This window comes from Actinocrinis sp., assembly GCF_035605935.1.
GTDB lineage: Bacteria > Actinomycetota > Actinomycetes > Streptomycetales > Catenulisporaceae > Actinocrinis.
Genome location: NZ_DATNGK010000115.1, coordinates 30,934 through 47,838 on the forward strand (window position 1 = coordinate 30,934; position 16,905 = coordinate 47,838).

Consider the following 16,905-nt stretch of genomic DNA (forward strand, 5'->3'; position numbering starts at 1 on the left):
CGGGGCCGGCTCGTGCCTGGATCCGCGTGGTTCGGGTTATCTGCGGGTTGTGTTGTTAGAGGGTGAAGACGGTCCGGTGCCAGGCTTTCCTCGCGTTGCCGGTCACGTCGTGCATGACGTGCTTGACCTGCGTGTATTCCTCAAGCGAGTAAGCGGACATGTCCTTGCCGTAGCCGGACTGCTTGAAGCCGCCGTGCGGCATCTCGCTGACGATCGGGATGTGATCGTTGATCCAGACGCAGCCGGCTTTGATGTCGCGGCTTGCTCGGTGTGCGCGGACCAGGTCCTTGGTCCACGCGGAGGCGGCGAGGCCGAACGGGGTGTCGTTGGCCAGCCGGATCGCCTCGTCGTCGCCGTCGAAGGGCAGCGCGACGAGTACGGGGTCGAAGATCTCCTCGCGGACGATCTCGGAGTCCTGGGATGCGCCCGTGATGAGCGTGGGCCGGTAATACGCGCCTTCGGCCCACGGTGTCCCGCGCAATTCAGTCGGTACCTCACCGCCGACGACTGCTTTGGCGCCCTGGCTGCGAGCGCGCTCTACGTGCGCTGCGACGCGGTCGCGGTGCCGATGCGAGCTGAGCGGACCGAGGTCGGTCGCGTGGTCGAAGGGATCGCCGAGGCGTACCTTCGCGAAGAGTTCAGCGACGCCGTCGACGAAGTCGTCGAAGAGCGAGCGGTGCACGTAAGCGCGCGTCGCCGCGGTGCAGTCCTGGCCGGAGTTGATCAGCGAGCCGGCGACCGCGCCGTGAATCGCGGCCTCGAGATCGGCGTCGTCGAACACGACGAAGGGTGCCTTCCCGCCGAGCTCCAAGTGCACTCGCTTGACGGTCTGCGACGCGAGTTGCGCGATCCGCTTTCCGACCGCAGTGGAGCCCGTGAACGAGACCATGTTCACGTCGGGATGAGACATCAGCGCTTCGCCGGCGACCGGCCCGGTGCCCGTCACGACATTCACGACGCCGTCCGGAATCCCGGCCTCGGTGCAGGCCTGCGCGAACATCAGCGCCGTGAGCGGAGTGATCTCCGCGGGCTTGAGCACGATCGTGTTGCCCGCCGCGATCGCGGGCAGGATCTTCCAGCCCGCCATCTGGAGCGGGTAGTTCCAGGGCGCGATCGACCCGACGACGCCGATCGCCTCACGCCGGATCGCCGACGCGTGGTCCGCGGAGTATTCGGCCTGGGCCTTGCCCTCAAGGTGCCGCGCGGCCCCGGCGAAGAACGCCACGTTGTCAACGGTGCCCGGCACGTCGAAGCCGGCGCTGAGCCGGATCGGCTTGCCGGTCTGCGTCGACTCGGTGCGAGCCAGATCCTCGGATCGCTCGTCGAGCAACACTGCGAGCCGATGCAGCGCCGCGGACCGCTCCCCCGGCGTCGCGCGCGACCACTCCGGAAACGCGCGCCGGGCCGCCGCGACCGCCTCGTCGACGTCGGCTGGGTCGGCGAGGTCGGCCAGAACCAGCGTGCGCCCCGTCGCCGGGTCGATCACCGCCTGGGTCTCGCCGCCGCGGGCCCGCCTGAGCCGGCCGCCGATGTACTGGTGCACGAGAACGCTCCCGGACCCGCCGATCGTGGTTTGCACTGCCTGACTGCTCGCTGCCTGTAGCCGACCGTCTGCTCCAGTTCACAATCTGTTTCCTGCCCGCGGTCGGCACACTGCGCAGGTCACCTAGGCCATAACCGAGGATCGTGACAGACTGTCCGCCCTGGAACAAGGGATTCCGTCGATGAAAATCGCTTCGGCGACGGAATCTCGCGGCATCTGTAACCGGCTTCGCCCACCTTCGGGCACTTGCCTCCACCGCGTCCAGGTGTCAGAGTGCATCCCACTGCGGCTTGGACCAGACACTGTGTCCTGTCGCCGGTAACCAACTTGTGAAGACCGGCTCATCCTCTAGAACCCGCTTGCGCCCGCGAAGGCAGCCCCGATGCCCGACGACACCGCGATCCATCCCGGCTTTCCGACCGTCGCCGAAGTGCTCGCGCTCGACGCGGTGCGGGCCGGCAATCCGCGGGTCGTCGCGGGCGCGGCAGGGCTGGACCGGCGAGTGCGATGGGTGCACGTCACCGAACTGATCGATGTGCGCGAGATCCTGCGCGGCGGTGAGCTGGTGCTCTCGACCGCGATCGCGTGGCCGGACGACCGAGAGGCGCTGGCCCGATTCGTGGCCGATCTCGCCGGTCTCGGCGCGGCCGGGCTCGTCGTCGAACTGGGCCGCCGCTATCCCGAGGCCCCGCCCAAGCCGCTGCTGCTCGCCGCGGAGAAGCACCGGCTGCCGGTGATCACGCTCGGCCGCGATACACGTTTCGTCACGATCACCGAGGCCGTGCACGCGCGGATCATCGATACACAGCTGGCCGAGCTGCGCGCGTCGGAAGAGGTTCACCAGACCTTTACCGAGCTCGCGGTCGAGGGCGCGGAGCCCAGCGAGGTGGTGCGGCAGATCGCCAAGATGGCGGACCACCCGGTGGTCCTGGAGAACCTGGCGCATCAGGTACTGGTCTACGACGCGACCGGCTCGACCGACGAGGCGCTGCTCGATGGCTGGGAGGGCCGGTCGCGTGCGGTACGTCCGGCTTCCCGCACGGCGTATGACGAGCGCTCGGGCTGGCTGACGACCGTCGTCGGGGCGCGCGGCCAGGACTGGGGACGCTTGGTGATCGTGTGCGACGGGGTATCGGCTCCGGCCCCGACGCGGCTCACCATGCTCGCCGAGCGCGGCGCGGCAACGCTCGCCCTCAACCGACTTATGCAGCGAGACCGCGAGTCGCTCGAACGTCAAACCCACCGCACGCTGCTCACGGCGATCCTCAACCACGACCACTCCGCCGCCGAGGTAGCCCTCCGCGCGCGTGCCATCGGCGTCGGCCTGGACGGCAAGCGGCTCGTCGGCATCGTGCTGCGCCTGCGCGGCTCGTCGCATACCTCTTCCATCCAGGGCGCCACCATCGAGAACCAGGCGCGGCTGCGCGAGCTGACCGATCAGGCGGCCGCGGCCGTCCGCGAAAAGCGCCTGTCCGCGCTCATCGGCTCGGTCGACGAGCACTCGGTCGGCCTGCTGCTCGCGCTCGGCCCGCAGGACCGCGAGGACACGGCGCTCGGCTCGTTCGCGGCCACGGTCCGGCGGCTGGCCGGCCCGGACGGTGGCGAGTTCGCGATCGCGGTCGGCACCAGCGTCGGCGCGGTCCGCGATGCCCGCAGGTCGCTGCTTGAAGCGGTGCAAGTGGCGGATGCCGCGATCCGGCAGGCGGGCGGGCCGCCCTATCACCGCCTGGTAGATGTGCGACTTAGAGGCCTACTTCACCTGCTCCGAGACGACGCGCGGCTCCAGACGTACGTCGAGCGCGAACTCGGCCCGCTGCTCGCCTACGACACGGAGCGCGGCACGAATCTGGTGGCGATGCTCGGGATCTACCTGGATCAGGGCCGGAACAAGAGCGCGGCAGCCGACGCGGCGCACCTGTCGCGCCCCAGCTTCTACGAGCGGCTGCACCGGATCGAGCGGGTGCTCGGCGTGGACCTCGACTCGGTGGAGTCCTGTCTCTCGCTGCACGTCGCGCTCCTGGCCCTCGACGCGGTGCGCGACCGCTGAGACCCAGCGGAGCGTCATGCAAGATACATCGAGGTTGATCCGGAAGAATGCGACTACCTGAGCTGATGCGTGCGAATAGTCGGTTTCAGCCATGGGCCGTGACCGAATCGCGCTCTGATCTCTAGGCTTGCGCTCATGGTAAGCCGGACGGGGAGGAAGCCATGCTCGACAGCTCCATCGTGCCGACGCCCGAGGAGGCGCAGCCGACAGTTGTCGAGCAGAGGCGGGGCGGCACGGTAGTCGAATCCGGCGCAGTGATCGAAACCGGCGCGGCGATCGAAACCGCGCCGCCGCGGGCCGCCGCGGCCGACGACAGTGAAGCGCGGCCGAAGCCGGGCGCCGCGGCAGGCAGAGCGGCCCGGCTCCTCAGGACCACCCGGCTGGATCGGCTCAGCCGCATGGACCGCGCCGCGATCGGCGTGGTGATCGGCGCGCACGCGGCGCTCGCGATCGTCGTGTACTGCTCCGCATGGATTCAGGGCGCGAACAGCAGCCACCTACCGCTGACCCGCGGCTACCAGCAGTGGGACGCGAACCTCTACGTCAACTACGCGCAACACGGCCTGTTCTCCGGCGCCTCGGCCCCGAACAACGCTGCGTTCCTGCCCGGCTATCCGGTCCTGCTCGCCTTGGTGCACCTGTTCGTGCGCAACTGGCTTGACTCGGCGCTGCTGCTCTCGCTGATCGCCGGATGCGTCGCGGCAGTGCTGCTCAACCGAATGTCCGGCAACTCGCGGGCCGCGCTGTTCCTGTTCACGGCCCCGGCCGCGGTGTTCCTGTCCGTTCCCTATAGCGAGTCGCTCTTCCTGGCCTTCGCTCTTGGCGCCTGGTACGCCGCGCAGCGCGCGGACTGGCCGGTCGCCTCGCTGCTGGCCGCGCTCGCCGGACTGACCCGGATCAACGGCCTCGCGCTGATCCCGGCGCTGGTCGTGTTCGCCCTGCTGCGGTCGGCGAAAGGCCATCGCCTGACCTCGGCCTTGATCGCGTCGGCCGCCGCCATCGGGCCGTTCATGTACCTGCTCTACCTGCGCCGCGCGACCGGCAGCTGGTCCGCCTGGCAGCAGGCCAACCGCAAGGGCTGGAACATCTGGATGGACTGGCCGGCGACCGCCATCCGGAACACGTGGCGCGGCGCATACGAGTACGGCGACGGCTCGGGCGCCTACGCGTGGTCGTTCCAGCTGGAGTTTTTCTGCACCATCGCCGCCGCCCTGCTCGTCGTCGCCTTGCTGGCGCGGCGAGCGTGGCCCGAGGCGACCTACTGCGCGCTGGTCCTCGCCAGCATGCTGTTCGTCAACATGCAGCAGGCGGCGGATCGCACGCTGCTGGTGTGCTTCCCGCTCTACCTGCTGCTAGCGCGTGCCGCGAACCGCTGGCCCTGGATCGGGAACGCGTACGTATGGGTCAACGCGCCAGTCGCCGTCGTCGCCGCGTTCCTGTATAGCGCGGGAGTATGGTCAAACTGAGCCCCGGCTCGCCGCTGCCGACCGGGCGCTCTAACTCTTACTCGTCGTCGGGCTCGACGAGGAGGCGCCCATAGTTGGCGAGGGAGCGCTGGTAACGCGGCAAGTGCGGAGCCAGCGCGCGCAGGGCAAGCGACACGGCTTCGCGCTCACGGCCTACGTCGACCAAGGCAAGAGCGAGGAACCCCCGTACGGCGTCGTCAAGGTGATCCGAACCGGCGTCCATCTCCTCGCTCAGCAGCTTGACGCTCTCTTCCGGGCGGCCGAGATTGCGCAGCGAGCTGGCCATCTGGATCACCGCGCGACGCCGACGCTCTCCGGTCAGTCCCCGGGCGAGGGCCTGGCGGTAGAGCGGCACCGCCTGGTCCGAGTGGCCGGTCGAGTCGAGGGCGGCTCCGCGCTCGAACAGCGCGACCGCGCTGCCTTCAGGCAGCTCGGCGACAACGCTGTCGATCAATGCACGGAAGTCTGTTTCGCCTCGTTCGTCGTCACTGTGCTGGTCAAGCGACGCCCACGCGTCCGCGATTCGCTGTTCCCAGGCCGCGTCGGTGCCGCTTGTCTGATGATCACTCATCCACCAAGCCTAGATCATGCGCCAGGGCCGGTTCGACGCGCTTTGCGCCGGGCCCGCGGCCTTCGCGGCTCGAGCCCGGCGGTTCACGCAGCACGGTGCCCTCTAAGAGGGCGCAGTGCTATCAGCCGATGTTGGACATGACGTGCTTGACGCGCGTGTAGTCTTCGAACCCATACATCGACAGATCCTTGCCATAGCCCGAGTGGCCGAAGCCGCCATGCGGCATCTCGGCGACCAGCGGGATATGGGTGTTGATCCACACGCAGCCGAAGTCCAGGTCACGGGAGCAGCGCAACGCGCGGGCGTGGTCCTTGGTCCACACCGAAGAGGCCAGGCCGTACTGGACGTCGTTGGCGTATTCGACGGCCTCTTCCTCGCTGCCGAACTTCTGCACCGTGATGACCGGGCCGAAGACCTCGTCCTGGATGATCTCGTCGTCCTGGTTGAGCCCGGAGACCACCGTCGGCGCGTAGAAATACCCTGTCTCGCCAACCCGGTGCCCGCCGGTGTTCAGCGTGGCGTGCTGCGGCAGCCGCTCGATGAAGCCGTGCACCCTGGCCAGCTGGTTGGCGTTGTTGAGCGGGCCGTAGAGGACGTCCTCGTCGTCGGGCCGGCCGGTCTTCGTGCCGTTGGCCGCCTCGGTCAGCGCCTGCACGAACTCGTCGTGGATCGCCTCGTGGACCAGCACCCGCGTGGCCGCGGTGCAGTCCTGACCCGCGTTGAAGTAGCCCGCCACCGTGATGCCCTCGACCGCGGCCGGGATGTCCGCGTCCTCGAACACGATGACCGGGGCCTTGCCGCCAAGCTCAAGGTGCACCCGCTTGACGTCCTTGGCCGCCGTCTGCGCCACTTCGATTCCGGCGCGCACCGAGCCGGTGATCGAGGCCATCGCCGGGATCGGGTGCTCGACCAGCGCGCGGCCGGTGTCACGGTCGCCGCACACGACGTTGAACACGCCGGGCGGCAGGAACTCCTGCGCGACCTCGGCCAGCAGCAGCGTGGACATCGGGGTGGTATCGGAGGGCTTGAGGACCACCGTGTTGCCGGCCGCGATGGCCGGAGCGATCTTCCAGATCGCCATCAGCAGCGGGTAGTTCCACGGCGTCACCTGCGCGCAGACGCCGACCGGCTCGCGGCGGATGGTGGAGGTGTGATCCGCCAGGTACTCGGCGGTCGCCCGCCCCTCAAGCAACCGCGCGGCGCCGGCGAAGAAGCGCAACTGATCCACGACCGGGACCAGTTCCTCGCTCTCGGTGAGGCCGAGTGGCTTGCCGGTGTTGCGCGACTCGACGGCGGCGAACTCGGCCGCCCTGGCCTCGACCGCGTCGGCCAGCTTGAGCAGTGCCTTCTGCCGCTCCGCCGGGGTAGCCCGCCGCCACTGGCGGAACGCCTCGGCGGCGATCTTCAGCGCCGCGTCGACGTCCGCGGGACCGGATACCGGCGCGTGCGCGATCACCTCCTCGGTGACCGGGTCGATGATCGGACTGGTTCGCCCGTCGATCGTGTCGACCGGCTTACCGCCGACGATATTGCGAAGCACGCGCGGCTCCATTGCGGACTCTCCTCGGTGATCCTTGTGGGGACGAGGGGGCATGAACCCACCTACGGCCAGCCTAGCCCGATCCGGCCCGCCCGGCGATACTTGAATACTGGAAAGACGAGGGAATCAGTGACAAAGAGCGCCTCGAAACACGAATTCCATAGGTTGAGGCTTGCCAAGCGACGGGATCTGCACTCATGATGGAAAAGGTGCCGAACGAAGCAGTGCCCGAAAAAAACGTGGCGAGCGGGCAGCCGCTCGCCCGGGGTGAAGCGCCGCGCCGGCGCCGCGCCCAGCAGGCGGCCCTCGACGACCTGTCCAAGGCCATCATCGAGCAGCTCCAGCAGGATGGTCGCCGGGCGTACGCCACCATCGGCAAGGCCGTGGGCCTGTCCGAGGCGGCGGTGCGCCAGCGGGTGCAGAAGCTCCAGGAGTCCGGGGTCATCCAGATCGTCGCGGTGACCGATCCGCTGACCGTCGGCTTCAACCGGGAGGCGATGATCGGCATCCGGTGCGAAGGTGACATCGACCCGGTCGCCGAGGCGCTGGCCGCGATTCCGGAGATCTCGTACGTGGTCGCCACCGCCGGCTCCTTCGACCTGCTGGTCGAGGTGGTGGCCGAGGACGACGACCAACTGCTCGAGACCATCAACAAGGGCATCCGGGCCATCCCGCAAGTGCGCAGCACCGAGAGCTTCGTCTACCTGAAGCTGCACAAACAGACATACACCTGGGGAACACGATGAGCAGCACCAGCCAGTCCGCGGCATACGACCATCTGTGGATGCACTTCACCCGCATGTCCTCGTACAAGGACGCTCCCGTGCCGACGATCGTGCGCGGTGAGGGCGTCTACATCTACGACTCCGAGGGCCGCCGCTACCTCGACGGCCTGGCCGGCCTGTTCGTGGTGCAGGCCGGGCACGGCCGCACCGAGCTGGCCGAGGCCGCGTATAAGCAGGCCCAGGAACTGGCCTTCTTCCCGATCTGGTCCTACGCGCACCCGAAGGCGATCGAGCTGGCCGAGCGGCTGGCCGGGTATGCGCCCGGCGACCTGAACAAGGTCTTCTTCACCACCGGCGGCGGCGAGGCCGTGGAGACCGCGTGGAAGCTGGCCAAGCAGTACTTCAAGCTGACCGGCAAGCCCACCAAGTACAAGGTGATCTCGCGCGCGGTCGCCTACCACGGCACGCCGCAGGGCGCCCTGTCGATCACCGGGCTGCCCGCGCTGAAGGCGCCGTTCGAGCCGCTGGTTCCGGGCGCGCACAAAGTGCCGAACACGAACTTCTACCGCGCCGCCGAGATCTCCGGGGTCGAGGCGCTCGGCCAGGACCCGGTGGCGTTCGGCCGCTGGGCCGCGGACCAGATCGAGCAGCAGATCCTGTTCGAGGGTCCTGACACGGTCGCCGCGGTGTTCCTCGAGCCGGTGCAGAACGCCGGCGGCTGTTTCCCGCCGCCGCCCGGATACTTCCAGCGGGTGCGCGAGATCTGCGACAAGTACGACGTCCTGCTCGTCTCCGACGAGGTGATCTGCGCCTTCGGCCGGCTGGGCACCATGTTCGCGTGTGACAAGTTCGGCTACGTGCCGGACATGATCACTTGCGCGAAGGGCATGACCTCCGGCTACTCCCCGATCGGCGCGTGCATCATCTCGGACCGGCTCGCGGAGCCGTTCTACGAGGCCGACAACACCTTCCTGCACGGCTACACCTTCGGCGGGCACCCGGTCTCGGCGGCCGTCGCGCTGACGAACCTGGACATCTTCGAGCGCGAGGGCCTGCCCAAGCACGTTCTGGACAGCGAGGGTGCTTTCCTCTCGACTCTGCAGCGGCTGCACGACCTGCCGATCGTCGGCGACGTGCGCGGCAACGGCTTCTTCTACGGGATCGAACTGGTCAAGGACAAGGCGACCAGGGAGACGCTGACCGACGACGAGTGCGAGCGGGTGCTCTACGGCTTCCTGTCGAAGGCGCTGTTCGAGAACGGCTTGTACTGCCGGGCCGACGACCGCGGCGACCCCGTGGTGCAGCTCTCCCCGCCGCTGGTCTCGGACCAGGGGACCTTCGACGAGATCGAGCAGATCCTGCGCGCGGTGCTGACCGAGGCATGGACCCTGCTCTGACACCGCCGATTGAGGGCCCGACTGCCGCGTCGAGTCTGTCGTTTTGGCACGATTCGCTGCCCGAGCCCATCAAGCCACGAGCGTCGCTGCCCGCTGACCTCGCGGTCGACGTCGCAATCGTCGGCGCCGGTTACACCGGTCTGTGGACGGCTTACTACCTCAAGAAGGCCGAGCCGTCCGCGCGTATCGCGGTACTGGACGCGAATTTCGCGGGCTTCGGCGCTTCGGGTCGCAATGGCGGCTGGTGCTCGGCGATCTTCCCGTCGAGCCTGGCCAAGGTCGCGAAAGTCGCGCGGTCGCGGGCAGCGGCGGCCGCGCTGCAGCGGGCGCTGAACGAGACCGTGGACGAGGTCGGACGGGTCGTCGCCGCCGAACGGATCGACTGCCACTACACAAAGGGCGGCACGATCGTGCTCGCACGTAGCGCTGTGCAGTTGGCGCGGGCGCGGGAGGACGTCGCGGAGAGCCGGGAGTTCGGGTTCGATGAAGCTGATCTGCGGTTGCTCAGTGCACTGGAAGCCGAGCAACACGCGAACGCCACCAACGTGCTCGGCGGCACGTACACGCCGCATTGCGCCGCGATCCATCCGGCGCGGCTGGTGCGCGGACTCGCGGAGGTCGTGGAGCGGCTGGGCGTGCCGATCTACGAGCAGACGCCGGTCACGGCGATCCGCGACGGCGTGGTCACAACAGCGCTCGGCACAGTGCGTGCGGAAACCGTCGTGCGTGCGACCGAGGGGTACACGCCAAGTATTCGCGGCTTCAAGCGGGCCATAGCGCCGGTGTACTCACTGATGCTGATAACCGAGCCGCTGCCTGAAGTGGCTTGGGAACAGATCGGTCTGGCGCAACGTCAGACATTCGCCGACTATCGGCATCTGATCATCTACGGGCAGCGGACGGCGGACGACCGATTTGCGTTCGGCGGTCGTGGTGCGCCCTACCACTTCGGTTCGTCTATCAAGCCGGAGTACGACCGCGAACCGCAGGTGCATGCTGAGTTGAAGCGCGTGCTCGGCGAACTCTTCCCTGTTCTCCGGGACGTTGCGGTAACGCATACCTGGGGCGGAGCGCTCGGCGTGCCACGGGACTGGTTCGCGTCGGTAGGCATCGACCGAGCGGCGAAGCTCGCGTGGGCGGGAGGGTACGTAGGCGACGGCGTCGGCGCGTCGAATCTCGCCGGGCGCACGCTCGCCGACCTGCTGCGCGGCGAACGCGGTGTTGATACAGATCTACTCAGGCTCCCCTGGGTCGGCCACACCTCACCGAATTGGGAGGTCGAGCCGCTGCGCTGGCTCGGCGCGAACCTCGGGCTGCGCGTCATGACCGGCGCCGACGCCGAAGAGGCGCGTACCGGGCGCCCGTCTCGCCGGGCGGCCGTGTTCGGACCCTTCATCGGCCACTGATCGCAGCCTGTTTCCTACCCGCGCACCCTCTCAAACGTCGAATCATCCGAACAGCTGCGCAGATAGACTCAATCAACACCCGACGACTCGTCAGATTGGATGAATCGGCGCCTGTTGCCGGGACCGGCTCCGGCGCGTCGGGGAGAGTAGGCGCGTGAGCCTTCCTTCCGACAATCCCGTGCTGGACGCCCGCGGCCTGGTGTTTCCGGCCGACGGGTCGGTCCTGAACCAGGTCGGCCTCGCGGTCGGCGAGGGGGAGACGGTCGCGGTTCTCGGCGCGCCGGGCGCCGGGAAATCTGCGCTCAAAGCCTGCCTGTGCGGCGAGACGGCTCCGGCCGCCGGGACCGTGTGGACCAATGGCAAGCCGTTCCATCTGCTGGCCGCCGAGCACCGGCGCGCGTTCCGGCTGCGGCACTTCGGCCTGGTGCATCAGGACCCGGTGTTCTTTCCCGAGCTGACGCTGGCACAGTTCGCCGGGCTGCCGCTGCGGTTCGCGGCGATGGGCCAGCGTGAGGCGACACAGCGCGCGCTGACCTGGCTCGGGCGCTTCGAGATCGCGGACGCGGCGGAGCGGCGGCCGGGCGAGGTGCCCACCGAGGTGCTGCGGCGCGCGGCGCTGGCCCGGGCCATGGTGAATGACCCGCTGGTCCTGTTTGCCGACGAGCCGCTTGTCGGCTTGTCCGACGAGAGCGCCGGCACGACGAGCCGGATTCTGCGCTCGGTCGCCCGTTCGCACGGCACGGCCGTGATCGTGTTCACCGACGACGCGGACACTGCGGCACGCTACGAGCGCACGGTTCATCTCGTCGGCGGACGTACTCACGCCGAGCCGGTACCGATAGCGGTCGTGCCTGCGGTGAAGCCTGCCAACGTGCCGCAGCGCATGCCAGAGGCGGTTTCGCAGCCGCCGACGAGTCCGGCGAGGGCACGAAGATGAGCGGCGACTTTTCCTCAAGCCGCTCGACTCCCGGCGGTTCCGGAGTCGGCGCTTCTAGAGTCGGCGCCTCCGAAGCGGCTGGTTCGGCGGCGTCGGCGGATGCCTACTTCCAGCCGCCGGAACCGGCCTGGTTCAGAGCGCGGCTGACGCTGCGGCTCGCCGTGCCGCTCGACCGCGACGCCCGGGCCGCCGCGTGGCGGGTCGCCTGGTCGGCCGCGCTGGTCGCGCCGCCGATCGTGGTGGTGTTGATCGCTCCGGCCGCGCGCCTGAGCGCCAGTACTCTGATCGGACTCTTCTGCTGCGCGCTGCCAGGTATCGCCGCGCTCGCCTGGTCCGCCTCAGCCCAGCGCGATGTGCGCCGGTTAACCGCCCGTGGCCTGCGGCAGGCCGGTGCCGAGCACCGGACCGCGTGGCTCATCGCGACGGGGCGACTCATCCTGTTCACCGGCGCGGGTGCGCTCGGCGGCGCGGTATGTGTCGCGCTGCTGCACGCTCCAATCGGCGGCTTGCTCTCCCCACGAGCGCCGCTGCACGGAATGTTCGGCGCGGGCACGGTGACCTGGCTCGTCGCGACCCTTCAGACCGCGGCGCTCGCGGTCGCCGGGGCGCTGACGGCCAGTTCGCCGGTATGGCAGCGGATTGACTTGACTCGGTGGCGGATCAGCGCTCCGCCAGCAACGCGACCGCCTCACTGAGCGAGTCCACCACGGGCACGCCGACCTTCTCAAGCACGGCACGGCTGGAGGACCCTCCGGTGTAAAGCACAGCCTGCGCGCCGACGTGGAACGCCGCGTAGGCATCGTCGGCGCAGTCGCCGATCAAGGCCACCTGAGCCGGGGTCAGCTCCGGGTCGTGGGCGCGCAGATGCTCCAGATGCTTGACGAGGTACTTGGCCTTCGGACCGAAGTCGAGTTCGGGCGGGCGCCCGTCGATCCGGTGGAAGCGGCCGTGCAGTTCCAGGTCGCGGGTCAGCCGGAGCAGATCTTCGTGGCCGAACATGGACAGCAGCGACTGCGAACGCGGTGACCAGGCGTCCATAGCGGCCAGCGCGTCGGCGCTCAGCCCGCACTCGCGCACCCGGGAGAGGTAGTGCTCGGCGAAGGCTGCGTCGAGCACGGGCCATTGCGCCGCCGAGACCGGGAAGCCGATGAGCGCGGCGTAGAAGTCCTCCATCGGCCGCTGGTAGAGGTCCTTGTACCGCTCGTTGGTGATGTGCCGATCGACGCCGATCGCGGCCAGCGAGGCGTTCGTCGCCGTCAGGACGAGATCCTGATCGTCGAAGAGCGTCCCGTTCCAGTCCCAGACGATGTGCTTGATCACGCTCATAGTGTCCGGCCTCGCCCCGGCCCGCGCCCCACCCTTGTCATCCGATCAAGATAGCGGGCGCTGCCGACAACCCTCGCACCTTTACGCCGTCGAGCCGTTACGCCTCTACAGCCGCCAACTGGCCACACGCGCCGTCGATCTCGCGGCCGCGGGTGTCGCGTACCGTCACCGGCACGCCATACGCCTCGAGGGTACGGACAAACGCGTCCTCGTCTTCTCGGCGGGACGCGGTCCACTTCGAGCCCGGCGTGGGGTTGAGCGGGATGAGGTTCACATGCGCGAGCTTGCCGCGCAGCCGCTTGCCCAGTAGGTCCGCCCGCCAGACCTGGTCGTTGATGTCGCGGATCAGCGCGTACTCGATCGACACGCGGCGCTTGGTGGTGTGTGCGTAGTCCCAGGCGGCGCCAAGCACCTCGCCGACCCGCCAGCGGGTATTGACCGGGACCAGTTCGTCGCGCAAGTCGTCGTCCGGGGCGTGTAGCGAGACGGCGAGCGTGACGTTCAGCTGTTCGGCGGTCAGCTTCTGGATCGCCGGGACCAATCCGACCGTGGACACGGTGATGTGACGCTGTGACAGTCCCAGACCGTCCGGCTCGGGATCGGTTAGGCGGCGTACCGCACCGATCACTGCGTTGTAGTTCGCGAGCGGCTCACCCATGCCCATGAACACGACGTTGGAGACGCGGCCCGGTCCGCCCGGAACGTCGCCGCGGGCGAGTTCCCGCGCTCCCGCGACAACCTGCTCGACGATCTCGGCCGTGGAGAGGTTACGGGTCAGCCCGGCCTGTCCGGTGGCGCAGAAGGGGCAGTTCATACCGCAGCCGGCCTGCGAGGAGACACACATCGTCACCCGGTCCGGATAGCGCATGAGCACCGACTCGACCAGCGCGCCGTCGTGCAGCCGCCACAACGTCTTGCGGGTCGTGCCGCCATCGCAGGTGATCTCGCGGACCGAGGTCATCAAGCGGGGGAAGAGCGCGGTATGCAGAGCCTCGCGCTGCGCCGCGGGGACATCGGTCCACTCGGCCGGGTCGTCGACCAGCCGGCCGAAGTAGTGCTTGGACAGCTGCGCGGCGCGGAATCCCGGCAGGCCCGAGTTCGTCACCGCGGCCTTGCGCTCGGCAGGCGTGAGGTCGGCCAGATGGCGCGGCGGCTTGCCCCGGCGCGGCGCCTCGAAGAGGAGTTGGCCGGGTTCAAGGCGCGTGCTGGCGGGCGGCGTGCTCGTGGGGGCGGGAAGATCCTGCGTGCTCATGGTCCGCCCATTGTCCCATGGACGGACTATCGCGCCGATCCATCCGTTCGGCGGTGACGCGGCTACTTGACCGGCACGAAGAGCGACAGCAGCAGCCAGGCGACCGGGGCGGTGGGCAGCAGGGAGTCGAGCCGGTCCATGATGCCGCCGTGCCCGGGCAGGAGATTGCCCATGTCCTTGATGCCGAGGTCGCGCTTGATCATCGACTCGCACAGATCACCGAGCGTCGCGCTGGCCACGACGGCTACGCCGGTCACCGCGCCTTGCCAGGCCTGCCCGTGCAGCATCGTCACCATCGTGATCGCACCCGCGCCGGCCGCGGTCACCACCGAGCCGGCGAGTCCTTCCCAGGATTTCTTCGGGGAGATCGACGGAGCCATCGGGTGCCGGCCGGCGAGGACGCCGGTCGCGTACCCGCCGGTGTCGTTGCACACCACCAGGATGAAGAAGACCAAGACGCGCTGCGCGCCGTGGTCGGCAGCGGTCATCAGCATGGCGAACCCGGCGAGGAAGGGCACATAGGCAGCGGCGAACACCCCGGCACTCGCGTCGCGCAGGTAGCCCTCGGCCGGTTCGGTCAGCCGCCAGACGATGATGGCCACCGTGGTCAGCGCGAAAGCGGCGGCCAGCGCGCCCTCGCCGCGAAAGTAGGCAACGACGAGCATGCCGACGCCGCCGACCGCGACGGGCAGGATCGGGAATCGGATGCCGCGTTCCTGAAAGGCGATCCACAGTTCCCGGACGCCGAGCATGGCGGCAACCGCGACGATGCCGAGGAAGGCGGGCTTGAACAGGAGCAGCGAGGCGACGATGGCGGCGCCGAGGAGCAGTCCGACGCCGATCGCGGCGGGAAGATTGCGCCCGGCGCGGCTCGGCCGGCCGGGAGGCGCCACGGGCTGCTCCCTCCGCTTCACGGCGCTGGTCATCTGCGCGGCCTCCCGGGACTGCGATCCTCTTGTCAGCGGATGACGGTACCGGATCTCGGCCGACGGGGCTGCGGCAGCCCCGATCGCCCGGTCGCGGCGCGCCCAGGACGTTTCTCGCGGAACGCAGCCGCAGAGCCCGACCGGAGCGCCCGTCAGCACGACGGACACAGTCTCATGGTGAACGCAGCACGACGATCAGACAAATGGTCCGCTCACCGCCGCGAAAACGGTGCTGTGAACCGCTGCTGCTGAATCGGCGACAGCTCCACAGCAGCGCCGGATGCCGCGAAGTCCACTCGCCGGCAACCGAACTTAGCTGCGACCAACCAAGCCCATTTCGCAGTCTTGCCGCGCAAGGGTTGCCGCACCAACTCTGTCGGCACGCACTATCGTCCGCCAGAGCCAGTACTCGGCAGGTTCGGCGATCCCAAGCCCGGTATTCCCAAGGTCCGATCACCACCACTGCCGCGGTGCACCGGGCTGGTCCGCGCGAAACGCGCCGCACGGATTGCGCCCACGTCGCGCCGCGCGAGGCTCAGACCTCCAGCAGTTCGTTTTCCTTGTGCTTTAGCGCCTCGTCGATCTGCCCGGTGTGCTTGGCCGTGAAGCCGTCGAGCTCCTTCTCCGCGCGCTTGCCCTCGTCCTCGCCGACCTCGCCGTCCTTGATCAGCTTGTCGATGGCCTCCTTGGCGTGCCGACGGATGTTGCGCACCGAGATCTTGGCGTCCTCCGCCTTGGTGCGGGCCACCTTGATGTACTCCTTGCGCCGCTCTTCGGTCAGCTGCGGGAAGATCACCCGGATGATCTGGCCGTCGTTGCTCGGGTTCACGCCCAGGTCGGAGTCCCGGATCGCCTTCTCGACCGCGGCCAGCGAGCTCTTGTCGTAGGGCGTGATCACGGCCATGCGCGGTTCGGGCGCGGTGATCGAGGCCAGCTGGGTCACCGGCGTCGGCGTGCCGTAGTAGTCCACGTGGATCTTGCTGAACATGCCGGGGGTGGCCCGGCCGGTGCGGATGCCTGCGAAGTCCTCCTTGGCCACCGACACGGCCTTGTCCATCTTTTCCTCGGCCTCGAGGAGGGTCTCGTCGATCACTTCACGGCTCCTTGTTTCCGCCCGGACGTCTCAGTCAGACAAACTACTGCGCAACCGCGCCGTCTTCACCGCTGACCAGCGTACCGATCTTCGCGCCGGACACCGCGCGGGCGATGTTGCCGTCGAAGAGCCCGAACACCACGATCGGCATCCCGTTGTCCATGCACAGGGAAACCGCCGTGGAGTCCGCGACCTTCAGCCCGCGGTTAAGCAGTTCGCGGTGCGTCATCGTGTCGAACCTGACCGCGTCGGGGTTCGACTTCGGGTCCGCGTCGTAGATGCCGTCAACGCCCTGCTTGGCCATCAACACCACCTCGGCGCCGATCTCCAGCGCGCGCTGAGCGGCGGTGGTGTCCGTAGTGAAGTAAGGCATGCCGGCGCCCGCTCCGAAGATCACCACGCGGCCCTTCTCCAGATGCCGCATCGCCTTGCGCGGGATGTAGGGCTCGGCGACCTGGGCCATGGTGATGGCGGTCTGCACTCGGGTGTCGACGCCCTGCTTCTCCAGGAAATCCTGGAGCGCCAGGCAGTTCATCACGGTGCCGAGCATGCCCATGTAGTCGCCGCGGGCCTGCTCCATGCCGCGGTTCTTCAGTTCGGCGCCGCGGAAGAAATTGCCGCCGCCGACCACGATCGCTACCTGGGTGCCGGTCTGCCGGATCGCCTCCGCGATCTC

The 16,905-nt window shown here is 68.6% G+C and carries 15 protein-coding genes; 7 read left to right on the plus strand and 8 right to left on the minus strand.

Going from position 1 to position 16,905, the window contains the following annotated elements; translation table 11 throughout:
• Positions 1–55: 55 nt before the first annotated feature.
• The gene (locus VN779_RS10070; RefSeq protein ID WP_325722196.1) at positions 56–1,579 is read right to left on the minus strand and encodes a gamma-aminobutyraldehyde dehydrogenase; all 1,524 of its coding nucleotides are present in this window, start codon (positions 1,577–1,579) and stop codon (positions 56–58) included.
• Positions 1,580–1,925: 346 nt separating this feature from the next.
• On the opposite strand from VN779_RS10070, the gene VN779_RS10075 reads away from it, so the two are divergent.
• Together VN779_RS10075 and VN779_RS10080 are read left to right on the plus strand one after the other, a co-directional pair.
• Entirely contained in the window at positions 1,926–3,590 is a 1,665-nt protein-coding gene (locus tag VN779_RS10075; protein ID WP_325722197.1) for a PucR family transcriptional regulator, read from the plus strand.
• Positions 3,591–3,751: 161 nt separating this feature from the next.
• The gene (locus VN779_RS10080; protein WP_325722198.1) at positions 3,752–5,056 is read left to right on the plus strand and encodes a mannosyltransferase family protein; all 1,305 of its coding nucleotides are present in this window, start codon (positions 3,752–3,754) and stop codon (positions 5,054–5,056) included.
• A gap of 37 nt (positions 5,057–5,093) precedes the next feature.
• Here the strand turns inward: VN779_RS10080 and VN779_RS10085 are convergent, their stop codons facing one another.
• Positions 5,094–5,627, minus strand: a complete 534-nt coding sequence (locus tag VN779_RS10085) for a tetratricopeptide repeat protein (RefSeq protein WP_325722199.1) — start codon at positions 5,625–5,627, stop codon at positions 5,094–5,096.
• Between the two features lie 121 nt (positions 5,628–5,748).
• Positions 5,749–7,179, minus strand: a complete 1,431-nt coding sequence (locus VN779_RS10090) for a gamma-aminobutyraldehyde dehydrogenase (RefSeq protein ID WP_325722200.1) — start codon at positions 7,177–7,179, stop codon at positions 5,749–5,751.
• 302 nt (positions 7,180–7,481) lie between these two features.
• Here VN779_RS10090 and VN779_RS10095 point away from each other — a divergent pair, with 302 nt between their 5' ends.
• From VN779_RS10095 to VN779_RS10115, 5 genes are all read left to right on the plus strand, one after another.
• The gene (locus tag VN779_RS10095) at positions 7,482–7,913 is read left to right on the plus strand and encodes an Lrp/AsnC family transcriptional regulator (protein ID WP_325722210.1); all 432 of its coding nucleotides are present in this window, start codon (positions 7,482–7,484) and stop codon (positions 7,911–7,913) included.
• A complete protein-coding gene (locus tag VN779_RS10100) occupies positions 7,910–9,289 on the plus strand; it encodes an aspartate aminotransferase family protein (RefSeq protein WP_325722201.1) in 1,380 nt (459 codons plus the stop codon). The genes VN779_RS10095 and VN779_RS10100 overlap by 4 nt, the downstream gene beginning before the upstream one ends.
• A complete protein-coding gene (locus VN779_RS10105) occupies positions 9,274–10,695 on the plus strand; it encodes an FAD-binding oxidoreductase (RefSeq protein ID WP_325722202.1) in 1,422 nt (473 codons plus the stop codon). The genes VN779_RS10100 and VN779_RS10105 overlap by 16 nt, the downstream gene beginning before the upstream one ends.
• A 154-nt stretch (positions 10,696–10,849) precedes the next feature.
• The gene (locus VN779_RS10110; protein ID WP_325722203.1) at positions 10,850–11,632 is read left to right on the plus strand and encodes an ATP-binding cassette domain-containing protein; all 783 of its coding nucleotides are present in this window, start codon (positions 10,850–10,852) and stop codon (positions 11,630–11,632) included.
• A complete protein-coding gene (locus VN779_RS10115) occupies positions 11,629–12,327 on the plus strand; it encodes a hypothetical protein (RefSeq protein ID WP_325722204.1) in 699 nt (232 codons plus the stop codon). Before VN779_RS10110 ends, VN779_RS10115 begins: the two co-directional genes overlap by 4 nt.
• On the opposite strand, the gene VN779_RS10120 is transcribed toward VN779_RS10115, so the two are convergent.
• The 5 genes from VN779_RS10120 to pyrH form a co-directional block, all read right to left on the minus strand.
• Positions 12,293–12,952, minus strand: coding sequence for an HAD family hydrolase (locus tag VN779_RS10120; protein ID WP_325722205.1), 660 nt, complete (start codon positions 12,950–12,952; stop codon positions 12,293–12,295). The two genes, VN779_RS10115 and VN779_RS10120, sit on opposite strands and share 35 nt — an antisense overlap.
• A 103-nt stretch (positions 12,953–13,055) precedes the next feature.
• Complete coding sequence (gene rlmN, locus VN779_RS10125) at positions 13,056–14,210, minus strand: 23S rRNA (adenine(2503)-C(2))-methyltransferase RlmN (RefSeq protein WP_325722206.1); 1,155 nt, start codon at positions 14,208–14,210, stop codon at positions 13,056–13,058.
• A gap of 62 nt (positions 14,211–14,272) precedes the next feature.
• Positions 14,273–15,103 carry a phosphatidate cytidylyltransferase gene (locus VN779_RS10130; protein WP_325722207.1) on the minus strand — a complete coding sequence of 277 codons (831 nt, stop codon included), beginning with the start codon at positions 15,101–15,103 and terminating at the stop codon, positions 14,273–14,275.
• 568 nt (positions 15,104–15,671) lie between these two features.
• Positions 15,672–16,229, minus strand: coding sequence for a ribosome recycling factor (frr, locus tag VN779_RS10135; RefSeq protein WP_325722208.1), 558 nt, complete (start codon positions 16,227–16,229; stop codon positions 15,672–15,674).
• A 43-nt stretch (positions 16,230–16,272) separates the two neighbouring features.
• On the minus strand, positions 16,273–16,905 hold a 633-nt coding region (pyrH, locus tag VN779_RS10140), incomplete at its 5' end, for a UMP kinase (RefSeq protein WP_325722209.1).

What these genes read in the sequence shown, in the direction of transcription:
- VN779_RS10075 (WP_325722197.1), top strand. Translation starts at nt 1,926, where the DNA reads ATGCCCGACGACACCGCGATCCATCCCGGCTTTCCGACCGTCGCCGAA.
- VN779_RS10080 (WP_325722198.1), top strand. Translation starts at nt 3,752, where the DNA reads ATGCTCGACAGCTCCATCGTGCCGACGCCCGAGGAGGCGCAGCCGACA.
- VN779_RS10085 (WP_325722199.1), bottom strand. Translation starts at nt 5,627, where the DNA reads ATGAGTGATCATCAGACAAGCGGCACCGACGCGGCCTGGGAACAGCGA.
- VN779_RS10090 (WP_325722200.1), bottom strand. Translation starts at nt 7,179, where the DNA reads ATGGAGCCGCGCGTGCTTCGCAATATCGTCGGCGGTAAGCCGGTCGAC.
- VN779_RS10100 (WP_325722201.1), top strand. Translation starts at nt 7,910, where the DNA reads ATGAGCAGCACCAGCCAGTCCGCGGCATACGACCATCTGTGGATGCAC.
- VN779_RS10105 (WP_325722202.1), top strand. Translation starts at nt 9,274, where the DNA reads ATGGACCCTGCTCTGACACCGCCGATTGAGGGCCCGACTGCCGCGTCG.
- VN779_RS10115 (WP_325722204.1), top strand. Translation starts at nt 11,629, where the DNA reads ATGAGCGGCGACTTTTCCTCAAGCCGCTCGACTCCCGGCGGTTCCGGA.
- rlmN (WP_325722206.1), bottom strand. Translation starts at nt 14,210, where the DNA reads ATGAGCACGCAGGATCTTCCCGCCCCCACGAGCACGCCGCCCGCCAGC.